24 protein-coding genes are annotated in these 21,081 nt (G+C 63.4%); 11 read left to right on the forward strand and 13 right to left on the reverse strand.

The window, feature by feature from the left end; translation table 11 throughout:
- Positions 1 to 4 precede the first annotated feature (4 nt).
- From hdaA to NKH49_RS24420, 3 genes are read right to left on the reverse strand one after another with little or no spacing between them, the layout of a single operon-like run.
- The gene (hdaA, locus tag NKH49_RS24410; RefSeq protein ID WP_352928288.1) at positions 5 to 706 is read right to left on the reverse strand and encodes a DnaA regulatory inactivator HdaA; all 702 of its coding nucleotides are present in this window, start codon (positions 704 to 706) and stop codon (positions 5 to 7) included.
- A 5-nt stretch (positions 707 to 711) separates the two neighbouring features.
- Positions 712 to 1,908, reverse strand: a complete 1,197-nt coding sequence (locus tag NKH49_RS24415) for an AI-2E family transporter (protein WP_352615714.1) — start codon at positions 1,906 to 1,908, stop codon at positions 712 to 714.
- Positions 1,880 to 2,437, reverse strand: a complete 558-nt coding sequence (locus tag NKH49_RS24420) for a CDP-alcohol phosphatidyltransferase family protein (protein WP_352472672.1) — start codon at positions 2,435 to 2,437, stop codon at positions 1,880 to 1,882. The genes NKH49_RS24415 and NKH49_RS24420 overlap by 29 nt, the downstream gene beginning before the upstream one ends.
- A 199-nt stretch (positions 2,438 to 2,636) precedes the next feature.
- Between NKH49_RS24420 and NKH49_RS24425 the strand changes: the two genes are divergently transcribed.
- The 8 genes from NKH49_RS24425 to NKH49_RS24460 all read left to right on the forward strand — a co-directional run bounded on the left by NKH49_RS24425 (position 2,637) and on the right by NKH49_RS24460 (position 7,590).
- Complete coding sequence (locus tag NKH49_RS24425) at positions 2,637 to 3,281, forward strand: glutathione S-transferase family protein (protein ID WP_352615711.1); 645 nt, start codon at positions 2,637 to 2,639, stop codon at positions 3,279 to 3,281.
- Positions 3,282 to 3,393: 112 nt separating this feature from the next.
- Positions 3,394 to 4,059, forward strand: coding sequence for an Imm52 family immunity protein (locus tag NKH49_RS24430; RefSeq protein WP_352472625.1), 666 nt, complete (start codon positions 3,394 to 3,396; stop codon positions 4,057 to 4,059).
- Positions 4,060 to 4,152: 93 nt separating this feature from the next.
- Positions 4,153 to 4,560: a hypothetical protein gene (locus NKH49_RS24435; protein ID WP_352472624.1), complete on the forward strand. Its 408-nt coding sequence runs from the start codon at positions 4,153 to 4,155 to the stop codon at positions 4,558 to 4,560.
- A gap of 111 nt (positions 4,561 to 4,671) precedes the next feature.
- Complete coding sequence (gene purM / locus NKH49_RS24440) at positions 4,672 to 5,736, forward strand: phosphoribosylformylglycinamidine cyclo-ligase (RefSeq protein ID WP_352615706.1); 1,065 nt, start codon at positions 4,672 to 4,674, stop codon at positions 5,734 to 5,736.
- Complete coding sequence (gene purN, locus NKH49_RS24445; protein WP_352928291.1) at positions 5,733 to 6,437, forward strand: phosphoribosylglycinamide formyltransferase; 705 nt, start codon at positions 5,733 to 5,735, stop codon at positions 6,435 to 6,437. The genes purM and purN overlap by 4 nt, the downstream gene beginning before the upstream one ends.
- Positions 6,438 to 6,496: 59 nt before the next feature.
- The gene (locus NKH49_RS24450; protein ID WP_352472621.1) at positions 6,497 to 6,784 is read left to right on the forward strand and encodes a type II toxin-antitoxin system ParD family antitoxin; all 288 of its coding nucleotides are present in this window, start codon (positions 6,497 to 6,499) and stop codon (positions 6,782 to 6,784) included.
- Positions 6,777 to 7,070: a type II toxin-antitoxin system RelE/ParE family toxin gene (locus NKH49_RS24455; RefSeq protein WP_352472620.1), complete on the forward strand. Its 294-nt coding sequence runs from the start codon at positions 6,777 to 6,779 to the stop codon at positions 7,068 to 7,070. Before NKH49_RS24450 ends, NKH49_RS24455 begins: the two co-directional genes overlap by 8 nt.
- Before the next feature lie 4 nt (positions 7,071 to 7,074).
- On the forward strand, positions 7,075 to 7,590 hold the full coding sequence (locus NKH49_RS24460) for a SixA phosphatase family protein (protein WP_352472619.1): 516 nt from the start codon (positions 7,075 to 7,077) through the stop codon (positions 7,588 to 7,590).
- Between the two features lie 108 nt (positions 7,591 to 7,698).
- On the opposite strand, the gene NKH49_RS24465 is transcribed toward NKH49_RS24460, so the two are convergent.
- From NKH49_RS24465 to NKH49_RS24500, 8 genes are all read right to left on the reverse strand, one after another.
- A complete protein-coding gene (locus NKH49_RS24465; RefSeq protein WP_352928294.1) occupies positions 7,699 to 7,971 on the reverse strand; it encodes a DUF680 domain-containing protein in 273 nt (90 codons plus the stop codon).
- A 277-nt stretch (positions 7,972 to 8,248) separates the two neighbouring features.
- Entirely contained in the window at positions 8,249 to 8,482 is a 234-nt protein-coding gene (locus NKH49_RS24470; RefSeq protein ID WP_352472617.1) for a DUF680 domain-containing protein, read from the reverse strand.
- Positions 8,483 to 8,860: 378 nt separating this feature from the next.
- The gene (locus NKH49_RS24475) at positions 8,861 to 11,083 is read right to left on the reverse strand and encodes a cation:proton antiporter domain-containing protein (RefSeq protein WP_502906660.1); all 2,223 of its coding nucleotides are present in this window, start codon (positions 11,081 to 11,083) and stop codon (positions 8,861 to 8,863) included.
- Positions 11,084 to 11,273: 190 nt separating this feature from the next.
- The gene (locus NKH49_RS24480) at positions 11,274 to 11,972 is read right to left on the reverse strand and encodes a DUF2270 domain-containing protein (RefSeq protein ID WP_352472615.1); all 699 of its coding nucleotides are present in this window, start codon (positions 11,970 to 11,972) and stop codon (positions 11,274 to 11,276) included.
- A 56-nt stretch (positions 11,973 to 12,028) separates the two neighbouring features.
- Positions 12,029 to 14,137 (reverse strand): molybdopterin-containing oxidoreductase family protein, encoded by a 2,109-nt coding sequence (locus NKH49_RS24485; protein ID WP_352928298.1) that lies wholly within the window; start codon positions 14,135 to 14,137, stop codon positions 12,029 to 12,031.
- A 42-nt stretch (positions 14,138 to 14,179) separates the two neighbouring features.
- A complete protein-coding gene (locus NKH49_RS24490; protein WP_352541645.1) occupies positions 14,180 to 14,377 on the reverse strand; it encodes a hypothetical protein in 198 nt (65 codons plus the stop codon).
- A gap of 4 nt (positions 14,378 to 14,381) precedes the next feature.
- Complete coding sequence (locus tag NKH49_RS24495) at positions 14,382 to 16,259, reverse strand: ABC-F family ATP-binding cassette domain-containing protein (protein WP_352617706.1); 1,878 nt, start codon at positions 16,257 to 16,259, stop codon at positions 14,382 to 14,384.
- A gap of 454 nt (positions 16,260 to 16,713) precedes the next feature.
- Positions 16,714 to 16,893, reverse strand: a complete 180-nt coding sequence (locus tag NKH49_RS24500) for a hypothetical protein (protein ID WP_023677659.1) — start codon at positions 16,891 to 16,893, stop codon at positions 16,714 to 16,716.
- Between the two features lie 131 nt (positions 16,894 to 17,024).
- On the opposite strand from NKH49_RS24500, the gene NKH49_RS24505 reads away from it, so the two are divergent.
- From NKH49_RS24505 to NKH49_RS24515, 3 genes are all read left to right on the forward strand, one after another.
- Entirely contained in the window at positions 17,025 to 17,198 is a 174-nt protein-coding gene (locus NKH49_RS24505) for a hypothetical protein (RefSeq protein ID WP_023677660.1), read from the forward strand.
- Positions 17,199 to 17,292: 94 nt separating this feature from the next.
- Positions 17,293 to 19,374, forward strand: coding sequence for an ATP-dependent helicase (locus NKH49_RS24510; protein ID WP_352928300.1), 2,082 nt, complete (start codon positions 17,293 to 17,295; stop codon positions 19,372 to 19,374).
- Between the two features lie 165 nt (positions 19,375 to 19,539).
- Positions 19,540 to 19,842 carry a DUF982 domain-containing protein gene (locus NKH49_RS24515; RefSeq protein ID WP_023677662.1) on the forward strand — a complete coding sequence of 101 codons (303 nt, stop codon included), beginning with the start codon at positions 19,540 to 19,542 and terminating at the stop codon, positions 19,840 to 19,842.
- A 12-nt stretch (positions 19,843 to 19,854) separates the two neighbouring features.
- Here the strand turns inward: NKH49_RS24515 and NKH49_RS24520 are convergent, their stop codons facing one another.
- Together NKH49_RS24520 and NKH49_RS24525 are read right to left on the reverse strand one after the other, a co-directional pair.
- The gene (locus NKH49_RS24520) at positions 19,855 to 20,643 is read right to left on the reverse strand and encodes a GGDEF domain-containing protein (protein WP_352684985.1); all 789 of its coding nucleotides are present in this window, start codon (positions 20,641 to 20,643) and stop codon (positions 19,855 to 19,857) included.
- A gap of 130 nt (positions 20,644 to 20,773) precedes the next feature.
- Complete coding sequence (locus NKH49_RS24525) at positions 20,774 to 21,073, reverse strand: hypothetical protein (protein ID WP_352928302.1); 300 nt, start codon at positions 21,071 to 21,073, stop codon at positions 20,774 to 20,776.
- Positions 21,074 to 21,081: the final 8 nt, after the last annotated feature.

Below are 21,081 nucleotides of genomic sequence, written 5' to 3' on the forward strand. Positions count from 1 at the left end.
TCCTCTAAATCTCGAACTCGCCCTGCCCTTCATCCATGGCGCTGACGGTCTCGGCTGCGAGGGCTCGCGTTATCGGCGTCTTGCGCTCGAGCGCGGTGCGGTCGAGCCGTTCGACCACCCGCATGGCAGTGGCCAGCGAGCGCTCGATGCGGCGCACCAGATATTGCACGACATGCGGCTCGACCTCGACCTGGCGGTCGGCGAACAGCTTTGTGATGACGCCGGCCAGCAGAAGATCGTCGGGTTCGTGGATCTCGACGGTCGCCGCCGCCTTCAGCCGCGACGCCAGGTCGGGCAGCCTGACGCCCCAGGCGGACGGGAAGCGCCGCGCCGTCAACAGCAAGCTCGAGCCGGCGCCGCGCACCGCGTTGATCAGGTGGAAGAGGCCGTGCTCATCGATCGGGCCGGCATCGACATCGTCGATCAGGGCCGGATGCGGGCCGAGATTTTCGATGCAGTCGCCGATGCGGCCGGCCTCCACTTTCACGGCGTCGGCGCGGGTCCGCCAGATCGAGGCCAGATGGGTTTTTCCCGAGCCGGCCGGGCCGGCCAGCACGACGACCGGCGACGGCCAGTCCGGCCAGCGGTCGACAAGCGCCGCCGCCTGGCTGTTGGTGCTGGAGACGACGAGCTCGTCGCGCGAATAGCCTGTGCCGTGGCCTAGATCGAGCGGCAATTGACGCGGCGGATCGATCTTGTCCGGCATCTGGCTCAACCGCGCGCGCCCCCGCGGCGGCGCACCTGCAGCGGCGGCACCGGCTCGTCGGCGTGGCCCTTGTAGAGCGGCGATTCGAGATAGCGGGCGATGGCGAAGCGCACCAGAACGGCAACGGCGGCGGAAGCCGGAACGGCGATCAGCAGGCCGACGAAGCCGAACAGCGCGCCGAAGGCAAACAGCGCAAACATCAGCCATACCGGATGCAGGCCAACGCTTTTGCCGACCAGCCTTGGCTGCAGGATGTTGCCCTCGATGAACTGGCCGACGAAGAACACACCGGCCACCGCTGCGATCATGGTCCAGTCCGGCCAGAACTGGACGAAGGCGACGCCGACGGCCAGCACCAGGCCGGTCAGCGAGCCGACATAGGGGATGAAGGAGATCAGTCCGGCGAACAGACCGATGAGGATGCCGAAATTCAGGCCCGTCAGTGTCAGGCCGGTGGCATACATGGCGCCCAGCACCAGGCACAGCGTGCCCTGGCCGCGCACGAAGCCGGCGGTCGCCGTGTTGATGTCCCTGGCGATCGTCCTGACGGTCTTGACATAGTCGCGCGGCACCCAGCTGTCGACGATTGTCACCATGCGGTCCCAGTCGAGCAGCATGTAGAAGGCGACGACCGGCGTCACCACGAACAGGCTGACCACCGAGACCAGCGCCACGCCGGAGCTCCAGATCGAGGTGAACACGGTGGTCAGGAGGCCGAAGCCGGAGGTCAGCAGCGAGTTCAGGCCTTCGCGCAGGCCGTTGGCGTCGACGCCGAATTTCTCTTCCAGCCATTTCGGGTCGAAGCTGGTGATCAGGCTCTGCAGCCGGGTCAGATAGTCCGGCAGCTTGCTGGCGAAATCAGCCATCTGCGAGGCGAGCACCGGAACCAGGATGACGACGGCCAGCACCAGGACGACGATGAAGGCGATGAGGATGACCACCGTCGCCATCAGCCTGGAGAGGCCGAGCCGCTCCAGCCGGTCGGCGACAGGGTCGAGGAAATAGGCGAGCACCATGCCGGCGACGAACGGCAGAAGGATGCCGCTGAAGACATAGAGGAAGACGGCGAGGATGATGGCGCTGATCAGCCAGAAGCGGATCTGGCGGCGAAACGATGCCGATGCCGCAGCCTCCGCTGCCGCAGCCTCAGCTTCAGCGTCGATGGACCGTTCGTCAGGTGCCGGGTGTGGAGCCTTCGCCATAGCCGCTCATATGCCTCAGCCAAGCCACGAGATAGGCCGCGGCCGAAGCCACGGTCAAGACCCCGGACAGCAATATGAGGGCCGGCCTCAGCGGATCGAGATGGATGTCGAAGGCGAGTTCGCCCAACACCACTGCCGCCAGCACGATCTGGATCGCGGTGTTGGCCTTCGACACCAGGAGCGGCTTCATCTCGACGGGATGCGCCATGACGGTGGACAAAAGCACGGCGCAGACGATCAGTGCGTCGCGCGACACCATCGTAACGACCAGCCACAGCGGCAGTTCGCCGCTGAAGCCCAGGACCACGAAAACCGAGACCAGCAGCAGCTTGTCGGCCATCGGATCGAGATAGGCGCCGAGCCTGGAAAACTGATTGAAATGGCGGGCGATGAAGCCGTCGACGCCGTCGGAAATGCCGGCAATGAGGAAGCCGGCAAAGGCCCAGTCCCAGCGGTCCTGCAGCATGGCCAGCACCACGGCCGGCACCAGCACGAAGCGCATGATCGTGATCATGTTGGGGATGGTCAAACGCATATCCCGTCGCTCTTGTTTGCCGATACATGATGGAGATGGAGGGTTACGGCAAGTAAGAAGCGACACAGAAGCTGCCAATCTCCCCACGAGGGCGCCGGCAATGAAATAGGTCAAGACCGATGTCGATTTCGGGGAGGCTCATTCGTCTCACGATAGCAAGCCGAGGAATTCGCCCAGCAAGGAAACGGACGCGATGACAATCACTATCACAGCATTTGAACGATCGCCCGATGGCGGCAAGGGACTGGCGCGCGATACGCGTGTTCGCTGGGCGCTCGAAGAAGTGGGGCAGCGGTATGAGGTTCGTCTTGTTTCCTTCGCAGAGATGAAGGCGCCTGACCATCTGGCCATCCATCCCTTCGGCCAGATCCCCACCTATGAGGAAGGTTCTCTCTCGCTGTTCGAGACCGGCTCGATCGTCTTTCATCTTGCTGAGCAGCATGCGGGCCTGCTGCCGAAGGATCGCAATGCCCGCGCGCATGCGATCACGTGGATGTTTGCCGCACTTAACACCGTCGAGCCGCCGATCCTCGAATTAACGACGGCAAGAATATTCGAACGTGACAAGCCTTGGAGCGAGGAGCGCTTGCCGTTGGTAAAGGACCGTGTTCGCGCTCGGCTGGACAAACTCTCGGCCCACTTGGGCGTCGCCGACTGGCTCGATGATACGTTCAGCGCAGGCGATTTATTGATGGTGTCAGTGCTGCTGCGACTGAGAATGTCAGGCATTTTGGACGAATATCAAAACTTGGCTGCCTATGTAGCGCGCGGGGAAGCACGGCCGGCCTATATCCGGGCTTTCGCCGCGCAATTTGCGATCAACGCACAGGGGGCGTGAAGATTAGCCAGCATTGAACTAACCAAATGGAAGCGAGCCCGAAGCGCGCGCGCTCTCCTTTGGCGACGCCAGTCAAGAAAGCTGGTACGTCTCCCGTATTCGAGGGGACGCCATGTCGATCAACATCTATGTCTACTGGGGGGCGAGGAGAAAGGACGCCGAAGAGCTGGTCCCGCAGTTCCAGGCGCATTTCCGGGCCTTGGACGAAGCCGACGACAGGTTCGCGAGGTGGGCCCCGCGCGGCAGATCGCTCAAAAAAGCAATCGCCTCCAAGCCGGTCAACACCTCGTCGTGCGAGGTTCTCCATCGCTGGCTGTTAAAGGGCCGGAACAAGACGGACATGCCTCCGAGACAGCCCGTTCCTGAACTGGGATACAATGTGTCGCTGTGGAACCAGCGCCAGGCAAATATAGAGGCGTCCACATCAGTCCATTGCGGTTCCTTTTCCAAATATCTGTCGGAAGACAGCCAGAACAATGCTTCGCTGGAGTTTAGCTACAAAGCTGGAGCCGAACCGGTGAATACAAAGGTTTTGCTCGGCCTATTTCTCAAGTTCATTGATATCTGGGAACCCAGTTGGGGTTCGATCTGGCGGCACGTTCATGAGGGACATCCAGCCGGGGCGCGTTGGAACCCAAGACATGTTCAATATGCCTTCTTCCAGTCACCGGGAGGACGCGGGCACGATGAACGATTTATGGGACAGCAGCAGACCCTCCCCAAGGGCGGTCGCCTCTGGACGGACGAAACGGCAGTGCCTTTCCTGGAAGAGACGTAAGTGCCCGGTATTCCGCTGCCGTCCTTGCAAGACGCTGTTGCCCATGCGAAGAGCCCGTGAAGCGACAGCCTATTTCCCCACTGCTGAATGACGATGGCGCAGAGAATCACAATCGCTTGGCGAGTAACGCTTTGTTATCTGGCCGGACTGACAGAAAGTCTTTTGGTCTTCGCATTTTTCGGAGCCCCGCACCGCAAGGTGGCGACGCAAGATCTCCTGTGGGCCTTCGCTCTTGAGCTGGCCGTGGGCGTGGTCGTCTCTTGGCCCCTCTGGCTGACCGCCGCTGTCGTCGCGTTCGTTTTCTCAAGATCAGTCGTTGCAAATCCAGGTCTGTGGGCTGCCGCGGCGGCTTTGATCGCCGCCGGCTTCTCGTATGGGACCCTGCCCTTCGACGGTGAGATCAGGTCTCTTGCCACCGTCGGAGGCCTCGCCGCAATTCTGGCAGGGATTTCTTTTTATTGTTGGAGTGTATCGCGCCCGGTTCCCGCGGCATCCAACTGAAAACACCATTAATCGCGCGCTTGCCTTGCGGGGCAAAACCGTTCATGCGAAGAGCCCGCACGCGAGTGAAAACAGCGACAGGCAAGCGCAACAGATGAGCAGGCGCCGGAAATGAGCAAGCGCAAGAACGGGCTCACCTATGCCGAAGCGGGCGTCGACATCGACGCCGGCAATCTCATGGTCGAGAAGATCAAGCCGCTGGTGCGCGCCACCCGCCGGCCGGGCGCCGATGGCGAGATCGGCGGCTTCGGCGGCCTGTTCGACCTCAAGGCCGCCGGCTTCACCGATCCGGTGCTGGTGGCCGCCAATGACGGCGTCGGCACCAAGCTGAAGATCGCCATCGATGCCGGCAAGCACGACACGATCGGCATCGACCTCGTCGCCATGTGCGTCAACGACATCGTCGTGCAAGGCGCCGAGCCGCTGTTCTTCCTCGACTATTTCGCCACCGGCAAGCTCGATCCCGACCAGGGTGCCTCGATTGTCGGCGGCATTGCCGCCGGCTGCCGGCAGGCCGGCTGCGCGCTGATCGGCGGCGAGACGGCGGAGATGCCCGGCATGTATCACGACAAGGATTATGACCTTGCCGGCTTTGCCGTCGGTGCCGCCGAACGCGGCCAGCTGTTGCCGACCGACGACATCGTCGAGGGCGATGTGCTGCTCGGCCTCGCCTCGTCGGGCCTGCATTCGAACGGCTTTTCGCTGGTCCGCCGCATCGTCGCCGTAAGCGGCCTTGGCTGGAACGATCCGGCGCCGTTCAATGACGAAGCGACGCTGGCCGAGGCGCTGCTCGAACCGACCCGCATCTACGTCAAGTCGATCCTCAAGGCGATCCGCAACACCCACGGCATCAAGGCGCTGGCCCATATCACCGGCGGTGGCTTTCCCGAAAATATCCCGCGCGTTCTGCCCAAGGATTTTTCGGCCGAGCTCGATCTCGGCGCCATCGAGGTGCCGCCGGTGTTCTCATGGCTGGCCAAGACCGGCGGCGTCGCGCCGGAAGAGATGATGCGGACCTTCAATTGCGGCATCGGCATGATCCTGGTCGTCGCCTCCGGCCAGGCGGCGCAGGTCGCCGCCGTTCTGCAGGAGGCCGGCGAGACGGTGACGCCGATCGGCCAGATCGTGCCGCGCCGCGATGCCGGCGTCATCTATCGGGGCTCGATTGGCCTATGAGGAAACGGACGGTCGTACTGATCTCGGGGCGCGGCTCCAACATGACGGCGCTGGTTGCGGCGGCGAGCAACCCAGCCTATCCGGCCGAGATCGTCGGCGTCATCTCCGACCGCGCCAATGCCGCCGGCCTTGGCATCGCCGCGGCGCGCGGCATCGCCACCAGAGTGATTTCGCGCTCCGACCATGCCAGCAAGCAAGCGCATGACGCGGCGATCGATGCGGCCCTCTTGTCGTTCGGCGCCGAGATCGTCGCGCTGGCCGGCTATATGCGCATCCTCGGCGCGCGCTTCGTAGAGAAGTGGCAGGGCCGCATGATCAATATCCACCCTGCCCTGCTGCCTGCCTTCAAGGGGCTGGATACGCATGCGCGGGCCCTCCGCGCGGGCATGCGCATCCATGGCTGCACGGTGCATTTCGTCACGCTCGACATGGATGACGGGCCGATCATCGCCCAGGCCGCCGTGCCGGTGATGGTCGGCGACAATGAGGACACGCTAGCCGCGCGCGTGCTCAAGGCCGAGCACCAACTTTATCCGCTGGCGTTGGGCCTTGTCGCCGAAGGCAAGGCGCGGATGGAAGGCGGCCGCACGGTGTTTTCGCGCTTCGCCGACGATGCCGACAACGCCACGTCGGTGGTGATCGCGCCCGACCCGCTGCGCGAAGAGACCGATCTCGAGCACCTGGCGCGGATCACGCCGTGAGGGTCAGTTCTTGAATTTGGTAGCAAATTTTGCTACCGTTTTCGCGAGGAGACGGCTTGATGGCGACAGTCGAAAAAGTCAGCGTAGCGCTTTCCCCGGAACTGCTGGACATGGTCAAACGCGCGGTGGCCAGCGGGCAGTACGGTTCGGCAAGCGAAGTGATCCGCGAGGCACTGCGCGAATGGCGGCTTCGCCAGCCCTTGCGCGAGGCCGAAGCGGAGCGGTTGCGGAAAGTCTGGACGGAAGGGCTGGAGAGCGGTCCGTTTGCGCCGTTCGACATCGAGGACATAAAACAGAAAGCCCGCGGCCGGTTGGGCAACACCGGCAAAAACCGGCGGAATGGCTGACATCCGCATTGTCCACAGCCCGGCGGCAGAAGACGACCTGATCGATATTTGGTTTGGCATTGCAAGGGACAACCCGCTTGCCGCGGACCGCTTTTTGGATGCTATTGCCGAGCGCATCGTGCAATTGGGCACATTCCCGGAATCCGGTCCCAAGAGGCCCGACATCGCTGCCGAGGTGCGGGCGTTGACGATCGGCAACTATCTCGTGCTTTATCGCCTGGCCGAACAGCGCGTCGAGATCGTCCGCGTCGTGCATGGCGCACGCGACGCTTCGGCCTTATTTTGAATCCATGAAGCAACTGCTGCTCCTGCGTCACGCCAAGTCGAGTTGGGACGATCCCAACCTCATCGACTTCGACCGGCCGCTGTCCGCGCGCGGGCTGAAGGCAGCACCACTGGTCGGGCGCGAACTGGCCCGGCGCGGCTGGCTGCCGGAGCTGGCGCTGGTGTCGCCGGCGCTGCGCACCCGCGACACGTGGCGGCTGGTCTCGGCGGAATTGCCGGCGAAGGTGCAGGCCAAATTATCCCAGGCGCTCTACGAGGCGGCGGCGGCGGACATCCTCGCCAAGGTGCGGCAAGTAAAGGCGGGGACTGGAACGCTGCTGGTGCTTGGCCACAATCCCGGGCTGGAGGAGTTCGCGCGCGGGCTTGCCGGGGCTGGATCGGACCAAGCGGCGCTGAAGAAGCTGGCGGAAAAATACCCCACCGCGGGCCTGGCTCGGTTCGACGTCGACGGCGATTGGACCGGTCTCACCTTCGGCAGCGCCCGACTGACGCACTGCATTTGGCCGAAGGATCTTCGCTAGCGACTGCCTGACAGGCCGGGGGATCGCCGACCTTTCGACCAAACCCGGCTTCGCGCAAACAAAAGCGGCGGGCCAGGCCCGCCGCTCTTTGTGCTCCCGGTTAAGGAACTAACGGCCCCAGTCGCCCCGGCCAGATTGGGGCACTACGGGTTGATCCGTGCCGAACCGGGTCGTCGCCTCGGTGTCGACGGCGTTGTGCTCGGCCGTCAGCGGCTTGCGGATGGAACCGGTAAACCCGCTGTCGATGGTGCCGACAGGCGCGTTGCCAACAGGCGCGGCCGGCTGGTTGACGCCGTCCGAACCATAGTGATCACTGCCTGCAAAGGCGCTGCCCGTGGCGACGAGGACGATGGTGGCGACGGTAAGAGCAGTCTTGGTCATTTCAGGTACTCCAATGTACTGGTCATTCGTGAGTTGTCATTGCTTTCGACGCATTCGAGATGAGAGCGCTGTCCGCGCCGACGAATACGCACCCGGCTTTTTTCCGATGTGCACGTTGCTGGACGATTTCAGCAACCGAGATTGTGGCTACAGATGAAACCTGCAAATCAAAGTATTCGATTGGCGCAGGATGCTATTCGGCGCACACGCCCGTTGATACGCGACAGCAAGAGTAGCGGGCCAAGCCCGCCGCTCTTTGTGTTGCGGGCCGTGATAATCAGCGGCCCCAGATGCCTTGGCCGGATTCAGGCGCCACCGACTCGGAGGTTGTCTTGGCACCGGTATGCTCGGAAGTAACTGGCTTGCGGATCGAACCGGTGAAGGTGTTGTCGACGTTGGCAGCAGCAGCGGCCGGCTGGTTGACGTTGTCCGAGCCATAATGGTCGCTGCCGGCAAAAGCAGTGCCGGTGGCAACGAGGATGGCGGCGGCGGTAAGAGCGAGCTTGGTCATTTCGGTACTCCGGTAGTTCTTTGGTCTGTCCGTCAAGTGGCGTGCCTCGGGAGGAATTCGCGTCGCTCGGACCAACCCCAGATGGGTCGGCAAGCCTGTCGTTTCCAATCACGAAAATTTTGTACGGGTGCGCCAAATTGGCCGCTTGAAAATCCGGCATAAGGTCCCTTCTGCCACAATCTTCTGATTTCTTTTCAATTAGTTATGCGGTCAGTGGTGATTTGCCGCGCGAACATTCTTTGAGCCGGCGTTCACCCTTTCCTGTACTCTCTGCTAACGGAACCGAGCCGTTCGGTTCGAGTTCTTTTACGCTTGGCTGATCAGCGCTTTCAGAGGCTCGATCGACATTCCTGCCGACCGATCAATGCGCGGTGAAATTCACGCTGCCAGCTCAGCGCCAGCGGCGTCGTGCTTGGGCCGCGCGCTGGCCAGAAGCACGACCGGGCAGTTGCAGGCGGCTAAAACAGCGCCGGCGGTTTCACCGAAGAACAGGTCCTCACCCGGACGTTGGGTGACGCCCATCACGACGATCGCCGCTCCTTTGGCCGCCTCCCGGGTGATCGCCTTGTCGGGTGTGACGCGGGTATGGAACGCTGTGTCGATATGCAGGCCATAGCGGCCCGCCAGATCGGCGATGTCTTTCAGCACGGCCTCTTCGCGGCTATGTGACATCGATGTCGACCTGCGGCCCTTGGCTGCCTTTTGCGAGACGTAGAGAACCTTGATCCGCGCCCGGTTTGGACGGGCCAGCGCCAGCGCCAGGTCGGCGGCGCGACGCGCCACCTGGGTACCGTTGACGGGGACGAGAATGCTGGTGCCGGCCTTCAGCGTCGGCATCTTTTCGCCAGCATTGCCGCCGTTCAGGACCAGGCAAAGCGGGCCGTCAAATCCTGCGGCAATGTCGTTGAGGGCCGGCGCGAAGGCGCCATCGGCGGTCAGCACATTGTCCAGGCCGACCAGCAACAGGCCGTATCCCTTGCGGGCCTCTTCGGCGATCGTCTCACCCGTGGCCTCCAATTCGGTGCGGGCCGTCAGATGGACTTTGTCGACAAGCGTATCTTCGATCCGTTTCACCGCCTGAGCGCTCTTTTTTGCACCCTTTTTGATTTCCTGGAGGGCGCGCTCCTGTCCCTTGCTGTCGGTCGGCCTGTCAACTCGGCCGTCTTTCGGCTGAAGCAAGGTGGTGGGCAGGCGAAGCAAGGTGGTGGGCATGCCGCTGCCTCCGCCGACCAGTCCGGCGAGATATGCAGTGAACTTGCCGATCCTGCTGTCGTCGATCAGCACCAGCAGCCTCTCCAGCCTGGAAATGAAGCCGTATTCGTCCAACGCCTCGCGCTCGACACGCTGCTGCTCGTCGTGCCCAACCGGCAGCCGGCCGAGCGCCCAGCGCAGCATCGGCGGCATGGCCAAGGTGGTGATCACGGCCATGGTGACGATCATGGTGAAGAGATTGTGCGACAGGATGTTCATCGACAGGCCGATGCTGGCGACGATCACCTCGGTCGAGCCGCGTGCGTTCATGGCACTGCCGACGGCGATTGCTTCCTTGAGCGACATGGCGGCGAGCTTGGCGCCGATGAACGCGCCGCCAAACTTGCCGATGCTGGCGATGATCACGAGAGCGCCCGTCAGCATGGCAAGGGTTGGATCGGCGAGCACTGTGAGATCGGCGGACAGCCCCGCCATGCCGAAGAAGATCGGCATGAACAGCGCGGTGATGACGCCGCGCAGCTGGCCTTCGATATGGCTGGAGAGGATGGGTGATTCACCAACAAGGATGCCGGCGACGAACGCCCCCAGCACGGTATGGACGCCTATCAGATTAGTGATCAGCGCCATCGCTCCCATGATGATGAGGATCATGGTGATCACCGCAAACTCGCTGCGGAATTGATCGTTGGTCCAGCGGATCAAGGTGAAGACAAGACGGCGGCCAATGGTGAAGGAGAACACCATGAACAGTGCCACCGCGGCGATGGTGGTCACCAGCGGCGCGAACTGTAGCTTGCCATTGGTGGCGATGCCGAAGGTTACGGCGATGACCAGCCAGCCGATCGTGTCCTCGATGATCGCCGAGGAAATAATCACCTGTCCGAGGTTGCGGCGCATGAAGTTCATCTCGCGCACCACCATGGCGACGACCTTGACCGACGAGATCGACAGCGCCGTGCCCAGGAACAGCCCGGCGACGGTGCGCTGCGTGGGGTCAGCCAGCAATGCGTCCGGCAGGAATTGCGCCAGCGCAAAACCGAAGATGAAGGGCACCACGACGCCGGTAGCCGAAATGGAAAAACAGGCCGCGCCAACCCGGCGCACCAGCCGCAGGTCCGTCTCCATGCCGGTCAGCAAAAGCAGCATCAGGATGCCGAGCTGCGAGACGGCGTCGATCATGCCCTTTTGCGCAGGATCACTGGGAAAGATCAGGTGCTGGGCCGACGGCCACAGCCAGCCGAACAGCGAAGGACCGAGCAGGATGCCGCCGATCAGTTGGCCCATGATCGCCGGCTGGCCATAACGCTGCAGCACTTCGCCCAGGCCGCGCCCGACAAGCAGCAGAAGCACGATCTCGGCGACGAAAGCGCCTTCGCCCGAACCACCCATGCCGGAGGCCCGGGTACCGGCAACGAGCGTCTGCGCTGCCCAGGCCGCCCCCGCGGGGACGAAAGCGCAAACCAGCAGCGCCAGGCTGGAACGTGTCGGAGCCTGCCAAGCCATGAAACCCCCATCGCCCAATGCACGTGTCCAACAACGCGCGACAGGGCGTTGCGTTGCTAGACAGGGCGTTGCGTTGCTAGACGTGGACGTCACCGAAGGAGAGTTCGCCGTCGTCGCTCTCTGTCAGAAATGCTGTCACCAGCAGGCCCGCATAGAGGACGGCGACCAGCACGACGATGACGGCGCCCGGAATTGGACCCAAGGCAGCACTGGCGACGGCCTCACGCATCGACCCGACGAAGCCGATGCGGACACCTTCGGTCAGAAGACTGGGGGTCGACAGTTTGAGGATCCAGGCCAGCAGCAGGATCAGCAGCATGTAGATGTAATTGCGACGCAGGCGGCGCGCCAAAGCCATGCGTTGCGAAATCAGGAATTTCGGCGCGCGCAGGCTCTCGCCGACGATCAACAGCCAATCGGACGCGAAGTCCGGCTGCGGCGAGAATATCTGCGCGAAATAGTGCCGTTCGAACTGGCGCACGCGAGCCCGATAGAAGTCGAAGAAGCGATATCGGCGGGCCTCTATCCACAGCAGCAGCAGAACAAGCAGCATGGCAAACAGCAGCACACCATGGTGAGCGCTGGCTGTCGAAAGCGAAACGGACAGCATGGCTGCGACAACGGTTATCGCCCAGTTGCTCGTCCGGTCCAGGCGGTCACGCCACCCAGCCATGCGCGCAATCTCGGCGCGATGAAAGTGGGACATCGTGGTTACGAGTTCGCCGGACGACAGTGTCCTTCCGATGGGATCCGGCGCCGGCAACACTTCTGCCATGACAATGCCTCCACCCGCCACGCGAAAACGGCCGGATGGAGATATCGTTCCGACGCTCAATCCGCCGGGCGCAGCCAGACCTTGTTGTCGTGGAAGGCGGCGCCGCCATAGGGCGCCGGCGCATCGGCGCCGGTCAGCACGTTGATGCCCTCGCCGCGCTCATGGGCGCTGTTCGGCCAAATGCCTTCGGCGACGACGACGCCGCGCTTGATGCCGTCGAACAGCTTTGCGTGCAGCACCACCTCGCCACGCTGGTTGCCGACCTCGACACGGCCGCCGTCGGCGACGCCGAGTGCCGCCGCATCATCGGGATGCAGGAGCAACTCCGGCCGGCGCTCCTTTGCCTGCGATACCGGCGTTTCGGCAAAGGTCGAATTGAGGAAATTGCGCGCCGGCGAGGTGGTCAGCCGGAACGGATGCTTCTCATCAGCCACCTCGATCAGGTCGACGTGGTCGGGGAATTCCGGCAGGCTCGCCACCGGTCCGAACAGGCCCATGCTTTTCGGCGGCCGGTTGGGTGCGGCCTGGCCCGTCCAGTCGGCGCGGAAATGGAATTTCTTGTCGGCATGGCCGAAGCCGTCCAGGAAATGTGCGGCCTCGAAATCCGGCTGCAAATCGACCCATTTCTGCTCTTTCAGGCTCGAAAAGCTGCCCAGCCCGCGCTTGCCCAAGATGATGTCGATATGCTGCTGCTCGGTCATGCCGAAGCCAGGACGATCGGCGACACCGAGCCTTTTGCCGAGCTCCTCGATGACGAAATGGTTGGTGCGCGGACCTTCCGGCGGATCGATCAGCTTCGGCCCGAGGGTGATGTGCTGGTTGCCACCGCCCTTGTAGACGTCGTCATGCTCGAGAAACATCGTCGCCGGCAGCACCACGTCAGCGAGCTTGGCGGTGTCGGTCATGAACTGCTCGTGCACGCAGGAAAACAGATCGTCGCGCAGAAAACCTTGCTTCACCAGCCGCTGCTCCGGCGCGACATTCACCGGATTGGTGTTCTGGATCAGCAGCGCCGTCACCGGCGGGCCGCCATAGAGCGCATCCTCAGCCCCGGTCAGCACCGGGCCGATCCGCGAATGATCGAGATGACGGATCGCGGGGTCGCGCATCCGTGTGCCTTCGAGCAGTTCCTGGTTGAGCTTGAAGATGCCCGAATTGGAATGGAAGGCGCCGCCGCCCTCATATTGCCAGCAGCCGGTAACCGCGGCGATCGAGGCCGCGGCGTGCATGTTGACCGAACCGTTGCGCTGCCGCGAAAAACCGTAGCCGAGGCGAAAGTAGGTCTTCTTCGTCGTGCCGACGAGACGGGCGAAGGCCTCGATTTCGTCGACAGAAAGCCCGCTGATATCAGCGGCCCATTGCGGCGTCTTTGTGCTGAGATGCGCTTCCAGACCGTGCGGATCGTCGGTGTATTTTTCCAGATAGGCGCGGTCGGCCATGCCGTCACGGAACAGCACGTGCATCACCGCGCAGGCCAGCGCGCCGTCAGTGCCGGGCTTCAGCACCAGGCCGAGATCGGCCTGCTTCATCGTTGCATTTTCGTAGACGTCGATGACGACGATCTTGGCGCCGCGTTCCTTGCGCGCCTTGATGGCGTGGGTCATGACGTTGACCTGCGTGACCACGGCGTTGGTGCCCCAGATCACCACGCAGTCGGACTTTGCCATTTCGCGCGGGTCGGGGCCGCGCAGCGCGCCGGCGCCCATCATCCAGCCGGTCCAGGCCAGATTGGTGCAGATCGAACCGAAGAAGCCGGAATATTTTTTGGCGTGCCTGAGCCGCTCGATGCCGTCGCGCTGCACCAGACCCATCGTGCCGGCATAGTAATAGGGCCAGACCGTCTCCGAGCCGTATTTTGCCTCCGCCGCGATGAATTTTTCAGCGACCAGATCGAGCGCCGCCTCCCAGCTGGATTCCTTCCAGGCGCCCTCGCCCTTGCCGCCGGCTCGGATCAGCGGCTTCAGCAGGCGGTCGGGATGATGGACGCGATCAGCGTAACGGGCGACCTTGGCGCAGATGACGCCGGCCGTATAGCTGTTGGATTTGGCGCCATGGACACGGCCGATGCGCTTGTCGTCGAGCAGCTCGACCTCGAGCGCGCAGGTCGAGGGGCAATCATGCGGGCAGGCCGAATGGCCGATTTTGAGCTTGGCATGCTGATTCATGGGTGCAAACTAGCCGTTTATGGCGGCGGCGTGTAGGGCCAGTTACCCGCCATCAATGCGCTTGAGCAAGGCGTTGTAGGCGCCGCATTTCGGGCAATGTATGTGGCGCTCGACATGCGATGATCCGGCTCCGGCGTCGATGACCAGCAGATTGCCGTCTCCACACTCAGGGCATTTTACGACCGCTTCGGAATTGACAACCAAAACCTTGGCAGCTTCGATCCAAAGTTTTGTCGACATCGTCCTACTCCGCCGTGCCTTCCTCGTACTCCGCCGACATCGACAGCCATTTTTCCTCATGGCCGGCCAGCTGTTGCGCAAGTTGTGAGCGCTCCTTGGCCAGCCTTGTCGCGGTCGACGGGTCCTTTTCGTAGACGGCCGGGTTGGCGAGTTCGTCCTCGATCAGGTCGATGCGCTTGCGGAGGCGGTCCATCAGCGCTTCGGTGGCGCGGATTTCCTTGGCCAGCGGCTCGAAGGCGGCGCGGCGCGCGGCTGCGTCGCGGCGGCGGTCGGCCTTCGACGCCTTTTCCGCCTCGCGCTTGCCGCGGCGGTCGCCGGAGACGCCGGTGACCAGTGTCTTGTAATCCTCGAGATCGCCGTCATACGGATTAACCGCGCCGTCCTTGACCAGCCAAAGCCGATCGGCGGTCGCTTCGAGCAGATGGCGGTCGTGCGAGATCAGGATGACCGCGCCGGGAAAATCGTTCAGCGCATGGATCAGCGATTCACGGCTGTCGATATCAAGATGGTTGGTCGGCTCGTCGAGGATGAAAAGGTTCGGCCCCTCGAAGGCCGACAGGCCCATCAGGAGCCGCGCCTTCTCGCCGCCGGACAGATCCTTGGCCGCGGTATTCATCTTTTCGGTGGTCAGGCCGAACTGGGCGACGCGGCCGCGCACCTTGGATTCCGGCGCGTCCGGCATCAGCCGGCGGACGTGTTCATAGGCGTTTTCATCGGGCCTGAGGTCGTCGAGCTGGTGCTGGGCGAAGATTGCCACTTTCAGCCCGGGCGCCACGGTCATGGAGCCGGTCTCCGGCTTCAGCCGGCCGGCCAAAAGCTTGGCGAAGGTCGACTTGCCGTTGCCGTTGGCGCCGAGCAGCGCGATGCGGTCGTCGGCATCGATGCGCAGCGTCATCTTTTTCAGGATCGGCGCACCCTCGGTGTAGCCGACATTGACGTTGTTCAGCGCAATGATCGGCGAGGCCACCGCCTTCACCGGCTCCGGAAAGGAGAACGGCCGCACCGTGTCGTTCACGATCGCGGCGATCGGCTTCATCTTCTCCAGCGCCTTGATGCGGGACTGCGCCTGCCTCGCCTTCGATGCCTTGGCGCGGAAGCGCTCGACGAAGGATTCCATGTGCTTGCGCGCGGCTTCCTGCTTGACGCGGCCCTTCTCCTGCAATTCGCGCTGCTCGGTGTATTGGCGCTCGAACTGGTCGTAGCCGCCGCGCCAGAAGGTCAGCTTCTTCTGGTCGAGATGGACGATCGAATTGACGGCGCGGTTGAGCAGGTCGCGATCGTGCGAAATCAGCAGCACGGTATGCGGATATTTCGACACGTAGTTTTCCAGCCACAGCGTGCCTTCGAGGTCGAGATAATTGGTCGGCTCGTCGAGCAGCAGCAGATCGGGCTCGGCAAACAACACGGCGGCCAGCGCGACGCGCATGCGCCAGCCACCGGAGAAGGACGAGGCCGGGCGCCGCTGCGCGGCATCGTCGAAGCCGAGGCCGGCGAGAATGGTGGCCGCGCGTGACTCGGCCGAGTGCGCATCGATATCGGCCAGCCGCATGTGGATGTCGGCGATGCGGTGCGGGTCGGCCGCCGTCTTTTCCTCTTCGAGCAGCGCACTCCGTTCGAGGTCGGCCTTGAGCACGATCTCGATCAGCGGCTCCTCGGTGCCCGGCGCTTCCTGCGCCACCTGGCCGATGCGCGTGTTCTTGGGCAGGCTGATCGAGCCGGTCTCGGAGGCGAGGTCGCCGGTGATCGCCTTGAACAGGGTCGTCTTGCCGGTGCCGTTGCGGCCGACAAGGCCAGCCTTGCTACCGGCCGGCAAGGTCAGCGAGGCATGGTCGAGAAGCAGGCGTCCGGCCATACGGAGCGAAAGGTCGTTGATGATCAGCATGGCCGGGCTTTTGCACGGGACAACCATGCTTCGCAAGGGCTTGAGCCCCGGTTCGCCGCATAAGCCGCGAAAACCGACAAAGCTGGTGATGTCGACCCCGCGCGCCGCGACTTCCCGCAAAACGCAAAAAGAACCCGCTATCCTGAGGGGGGACAAGGAGAGCGGGCTCTTTCGTGAACGGCGGCCTTGGGAGCGTCCGATCGACATCCAAACACGCAGCAGCCTGGTTTGTTCCATGGGAAGAACGAACTATGTGATGAACAAACGCTGCTGTGGCCGGCAGGTTTGTCCACAGGGGTGTGCCGTCTGTACGCTATCGACCATGACGCTGCGGAAAGACTCGGCTATCCTTGGATGTGCGGCGGGCCTGATCTCCGCCTGGCCGGCGCCATCAGCTTCCTCCCAAGCGGCGCCGGCCACCTTCCTTGACCGGCGCCGACGCCATTTGAGGCGGTCATTGTTTCGGCGGCGTGCCGGGCTGATCGCCGCCGGTCGTCGACTTCGGCACCGGATTCTTGTCGACCTGCGGGTTCTGATCGACCGTGTCGCCAGGGGCCTTGGTCGGCTGGATATTGTTGTCGCAACCCGCAACAGTCAGAGCTGCCATAAGCAGCAGGATTGAGCGCTTTTTCATCGCAGTCTCCTCTCGCCCGACAACGAGGCGTCGGCGATTTGGTTGCGCGGCCGGTGTCGTTCCTGCATTCGCCAGGGGCCTGGGAACAAAATGCCGCGTCTCCGGTTGCTCCACAATCAATGGAGGATGGCATGATCCGTCTGCTCATCGCCGGGGCAATCGTCTATGTTGCCTATCGCGTCGCCAAGAAAGTGATCGATGAGGTGCCCGACGATTTCGATCCGCTGCTGTTGCCACCGCCACAGGACGATCGCGAGGCGCTACGGCGGCAATCGGCAAGGATGGGCGTCGAGCCCGAGCGTTAGTCGACAGGCCTGCCCGCAAGGCTTCTTCGCTCACGGGCCCTATTCCGGCTCCGCAAACCGTTGCGAACAAAGCAGAAACGATGCTTGATGGGCGATGAACCTCGCCGCCCGTGATTCGTCCTTCCAGCCGGCCTATCTGGCGAAGCTCAACGCCGAGCAGCGGCTTGCCGTCGAACATGGCGACGGCAAGATCGCCGGACCGTTGCTGGTCATTGCCGGCGCCGGCTCCGGCAAGACCAACACGCTGGCGCACCGGGTCGCGCATCTGATCGTCAGGGGTGCCGACCCGCGCCGCATCCTTTTGATGACATTTTCGCGCCGTGCCGCAGCGGAAATGGCCAAGCGGGTCGAGCGCATCGCCGGCGAGGTGCTGGGGCGCGATGCCTCGGTGATTACCGATGCGCTGAGCTGGGCCGGCACGTTCCACGGCATCGGCGCCAGGCTGCTGCGCGATTATGCGCTGGAGATCGGTCTCGATCCGGCCTTCACCATCCACGATCGCGAGGATTCCGCCGACCTGATGAACCTCGCCCGCCACGAGCTTGGGTTTTCAAAGACCGAAGCCCGCTTCCCGACCAAGGGCACCTGCCTGGCGATCTATTCGCGCGCCGTCAACGCACAGGCGCCGCTCGGCGAGGTGCTGGGTTCGGTGTTCCCGTGGTGCGCCGGCTGGGCCGAACAGCTGAAGCAATTGTTCGCCCGATATGTCGAGGCCAAGCAGGCGCAGAATGTGCTCGATTACGACGACCTGCTGCTCTACTGGGCGCAGATGGCCGGCGAGCCGGAAATCGCCGCGCATCTGGGTGCGCGTTTCGACCATGTGCTGGTCGATGAATACCAGGACACCAACCGGCTGCAGGCATCGATCCTGACGGCGCTCAAGCCCGACGGATCGGGGCTGACGGTGGTCGGCGACGACGCGCAGTCGATCTATTCGTTCCGCGCCGCGGAAGTGCGCAATATCCTCGATTTTCCCAAGCAGTTCGCGCAGCCGGCGGAGGTCGTCATGCTGGAGCGCAACTACCGCTCGACCGAGACGATACTGACCGCCGCCAATGCGGTAATCGGCGAAGCGTCGGAGCGTTTCACCAAAAATCTCTGGACCGAGCGCAAATCGGCGGAAAAGCCGAAGCTGGTCAGCGTGCGCGACGAGACCGAGCAGGCGAGCTATGTCTGCCAGGCGATACTCACCGAACGCGAGGCCGGCACCGTTCTCAAAGCACAGGCGGTGCTGTTTCGCGCCTCGCACCATAGCGGCCCGCTGGAGATCGAGCTGACGCGCCGCAACATCCCCTTCGTCAAGTTCGGCGGGCTGAAATTCCTCGATGCCGCCCACGTCAAGGATATGCTGGCCGTGCTGCGCTTTGCCGAAAACCCGCGCGACCGCGTCGCCGGCTTTCGCGTGCTGCAACTTCTGCCGGGCATCGGCCCTTCGGCCGCCAATGCGATCGTCGAGACCATGGCAAATTCGCTTGACGAGACGATGGGGCTTGCCCGCTATCGGCCGCCGCAGCGTGCCGCCGACGACTGGCCGGGCTTTGTCGCGCTCTATAGCGGCCTGCGCGCCGGCGCGCAAAAATGGCCGGCCGACATCGAACAGGTCAGGCTCTGGTACGAGCCGCATCTGGAACGTATCCACGAGGACGCAACGACGCGCCGGGCCGATCTCCTGCAGCTCGAGCAGATCGCTTCCGGCTATGCGTCGCGCGAGCGCTTCCTCACCGAGCTGACACTCGATCCGCCGGACGCGACCAGCGACGAGGCCGGCCCGCCGCACCGCGACGAGGATTATCTGATCCTGTCGACGATCCATTCGGCCAAGGGCCAGGAGTGGAAGAACGTCTTCGTGCTCAACACCGTCGACGGCTGCATCCCGATCGATCTCGGCGTCGGCAGCAAGGAGGACGTCGACGAGGAGCGGCGGCTGCTCTACGTGGCGATGACGCGGGCCAAGGACAGCCTGCACATGGTCATGCCGCATCGCTTTTTCGTCCACGGCCAGGCGGCGCGCGGCGACCGCCATGTCTATGCCTCGCGCACGCGCTTCATCCCGCGCTCGATCCTAGGCGCCTTCGAACAGCTGGCTTGGGCCAGCGTCCAGGCCCCGGACGATCCGCGCCGCCAGCCGCAGGTGCGCGTCGACCTCGGCGCCCGCATGCGCGGCATGTGGAAGTAGGCACCCGCCTCGACGTCGGCGCTTGCTCGCCCGGCGACCGCTCCCGGAGCCGGCGAAAAAACAATCCCGGCAACATGGAACCTCGCGCCGTGATCCGCGTTTCTGCCCGACCCCCAGACCGGAGAACGGCGTCCGCCGTGACCTCCGCCCATTCGAGAGGCCAGAATGCACGACAGGACGTTTTCCACCCCGGTCGCCCTAACCGTTGGCGCCGGCTACAAGCGTACGATCGCTTCGTTCTCCGAGATGCACGAATTCCTGACCGAGTTCCCGCCTTCGCGCCGCCGGCTGAGCTATGGCGCCGCGGTGAAGGCCTGCGAGGCGGCACGTGCCGGCGATATCTCGGCCGAAGCGGCACGCGACGCCCTGATCACCTTTGCCGTAACGGCAGGCATCCTCTGGCCGGCCGCCCAGCCGGCGGTCTCGGTCAAGCCGGTCGCCCGGGGCCTCGGCGGCTACGCCGCCTGACAGAAACGACCATCAATGGACCGTCATCGGGCCGCCGCCCGGCGGGTCGCCCGCTGCCGCGGTTTCGAAACTGACCTGATCACGGCCGTTCGATTTGGCCCTGTAAAGGTGCTTGTCCGCCACCACGAACATCTCGGCGTAGGTGGTCGGCCCGCTGAAGGCGACGCCGCCGATGCTGACCGAGAGAGGACAGGGCCGGCCGCCAGGCGAGAACTCCGCCTCACGGACGCGCCGGCGAATTGTCTCCGCCACCAGCCAGGACTGCGAAGGATCTGCGCCGGGAAGGAAAACCGCAAATTCCTCGCCGCCGATCCGGCCGACGATGTCGGCGCCGCGCAGCTGGCCCTGGATTGTCCTGGCGATCAGCTTGAGCGCCTGGTCTCCGCAGTCGTGGCCGAGGCGGTCGTTGACGGATTTGAAATGGTCGGCATCGACGATCAGCAAGGCTCCGGCATTAACGACGGAATGGCTGCGGGCCTGTTCGAGATAGGCCTCGACGAGCATGGAAAATGCACCCCGGTTGAATACCGCCGTCAGGCTGTCGGTCGCCGCGACGACGGCCAGTACCTTCTGCGCGATCGCCAGCTGGCGCATTTTCCACATGAGGAAGAAGAAGAACGAGCTGGCCAGGACAAGCGGCAGCAGCAGGTCTGTGAGCTGCGCCCGCCACAGCGCTTCCGGCGACAAATATGGGAAATTAAAGGAATCGACGAGGAATGCGGCTGCAATGCAGACCGCCGTGCCCGCGACGGTAACCGCCACGACCCTGCCCCAGCTCGTCGGGGACAAATCGATCTGCATGCTTTTGCTCCTGCTTCAGCAGGCTACCTTGAAGCAACAGCGCAAACGAAGTCCTAAGACTTTGCTTTCAATTCGATCGCAGTCGAAGCGAACCAGCCGTCGAGATGGCGGCCAGATAAGAAGATCGGTCCTAAATCAGCTGCCGTCTGATGCTCATCCGCGTTACCGCGGTCACAAGAATGGCGCCGATCATGAAATAGATGGTCGCGACAATGTCGCCCTGGTGGAAATAATAACCGGAGTTGAGAAGCGCCAGGACCACGGCGAAGAACGCCACGAGGCGCAAGGGTTCATTGGGCATGCGTGCCAATTCTCGCTGTTGCTGCTGAATGCTGCTGAAGCGGCCGCCCTCACGACCATCCGCTCCATAAAATGTTTCGGCGGGTTTTGCAATCTCGGCAGATCGTCCTCTATCCTCCGTCCGCTTCACCAGCCGCC

The organism is Mesorhizobium sp. M1088 (genome assembly GCF_040318575.1).
In the GTDB taxonomy this organism is placed as follows: domain Bacteria; phylum Pseudomonadota; class Alphaproteobacteria; order Rhizobiales; family Rhizobiaceae; genus Mesorhizobium.

Excerpts from the sequence above, each read along its gene's own strand:
- hdaA (WP_352928288.1), bottom strand. The coding sequence starts at position 706 with ATGCCGGACAAGATCGATCCGCCGCGTCAATTGCCGCTCGATCTAGGC.
- NKH49_RS24415 (WP_352615714.1), bottom strand. The coding sequence starts at position 1,908 with ATGGCGAAGGCTCCACACCCGGCACCTGACGAACGGTCCATCGACGCT.
- NKH49_RS24425 (WP_352615711.1), top strand. The coding sequence starts at position 2,637 with ATGACAATCACTATCACAGCATTTGAACGATCGCCCGATGGCGGCAAG.
- NKH49_RS24430 (WP_352472625.1), top strand. The coding sequence starts at position 3,394 with ATGTCGATCAACATCTATGTCTACTGGGGGGCGAGGAGAAAGGACGCC.
- NKH49_RS24435 (WP_352472624.1), top strand. The coding sequence starts at position 4,153 with ATGGCGCAGAGAATCACAATCGCTTGGCGAGTAACGCTTTGTTATCTG.
- purM (WP_352615706.1), top strand. The coding sequence starts at position 4,672 with ATGAGCAAGCGCAAGAACGGGCTCACCTATGCCGAAGCGGGCGTCGAC.
- purN (WP_352928291.1), top strand. The coding sequence starts at position 5,733 with ATGAGGAAACGGACGGTCGTACTGATCTCGGGGCGCGGCTCCAACATG.
- NKH49_RS24450 (WP_352472621.1), top strand. The coding sequence starts at position 6,497 with ATGGCGACAGTCGAAAAAGTCAGCGTAGCGCTTTCCCCGGAACTGCTG.
- NKH49_RS24455 (WP_352472620.1), top strand. The coding sequence starts at position 6,777 with ATGGCTGACATCCGCATTGTCCACAGCCCGGCGGCAGAAGACGACCTG.
- NKH49_RS24460 (WP_352472619.1), top strand. The coding sequence starts at position 7,075 with ATGAAGCAACTGCTGCTCCTGCGTCACGCCAAGTCGAGTTGGGACGAT.
- NKH49_RS24465 (WP_352928294.1), bottom strand. The coding sequence starts at position 7,971 with ATGACCAAGACTGCTCTTACCGTCGCCACCATCGTCCTCGTCGCCACG.
- NKH49_RS24470 (WP_352472617.1), bottom strand. The coding sequence starts at position 8,482 with ATGACCAAGCTCGCTCTTACCGCCGCCGCCATCCTCGTTGCCACCGGC.
- NKH49_RS24475 (WP_502906660.1), bottom strand. The coding sequence starts at position 11,083 with ATGGGTGGTTCGGGCGAAGGCGCTTTCGTCGCCGAGATCGTGCTTCTG.
- NKH49_RS24480 (WP_352472615.1), bottom strand. The coding sequence starts at position 11,972 with ATGGCAGAAGTGTTGCCGGCGCCGGATCCCATCGGAAGGACACTGTCG.
- NKH49_RS24485 (WP_352928298.1), bottom strand. The coding sequence starts at position 14,137 with ATGAATCAGCATGCCAAGCTCAAAATCGGCCATTCGGCCTGCCCGCAT.
- NKH49_RS24490 (WP_352541645.1), bottom strand. The coding sequence starts at position 14,377 with ATGTCGACAAAACTTTGGATCGAAGCTGCCAAGGTTTTGGTTGTCAAT.
- NKH49_RS24495 (WP_352617706.1), bottom strand. The coding sequence starts at position 16,259 with ATGCTGATCATCAACGACCTTTCGCTCCGTATGGCCGGACGCCTGCTT.
- NKH49_RS24500 (WP_023677659.1), bottom strand. The coding sequence starts at position 16,893 with ATGAAAAAGCGCTCAATCCTGCTGCTTATGGCAGCTCTGACTGTTGCG.
- NKH49_RS24505 (WP_023677660.1), top strand. The coding sequence starts at position 17,025 with ATGATCCGTCTGCTCATCGCCGGGGCAATCGTCTATGTTGCCTATCGC.
- NKH49_RS24510 (WP_352928300.1), top strand. The coding sequence starts at position 17,293 with ATGAACCTCGCCGCCCGTGATTCGTCCTTCCAGCCGGCCTATCTGGCG.
- NKH49_RS24515 (WP_023677662.1), top strand. The coding sequence starts at position 19,540 with ATGCACGACAGGACGTTTTCCACCCCGGTCGCCCTAACCGTTGGCGCC.
- NKH49_RS24520 (WP_352684985.1), bottom strand. The coding sequence starts at position 20,643 with ATGCAGATCGATTTGTCCCCGACGAGCTGGGGCAGGGTCGTGGCGGTT.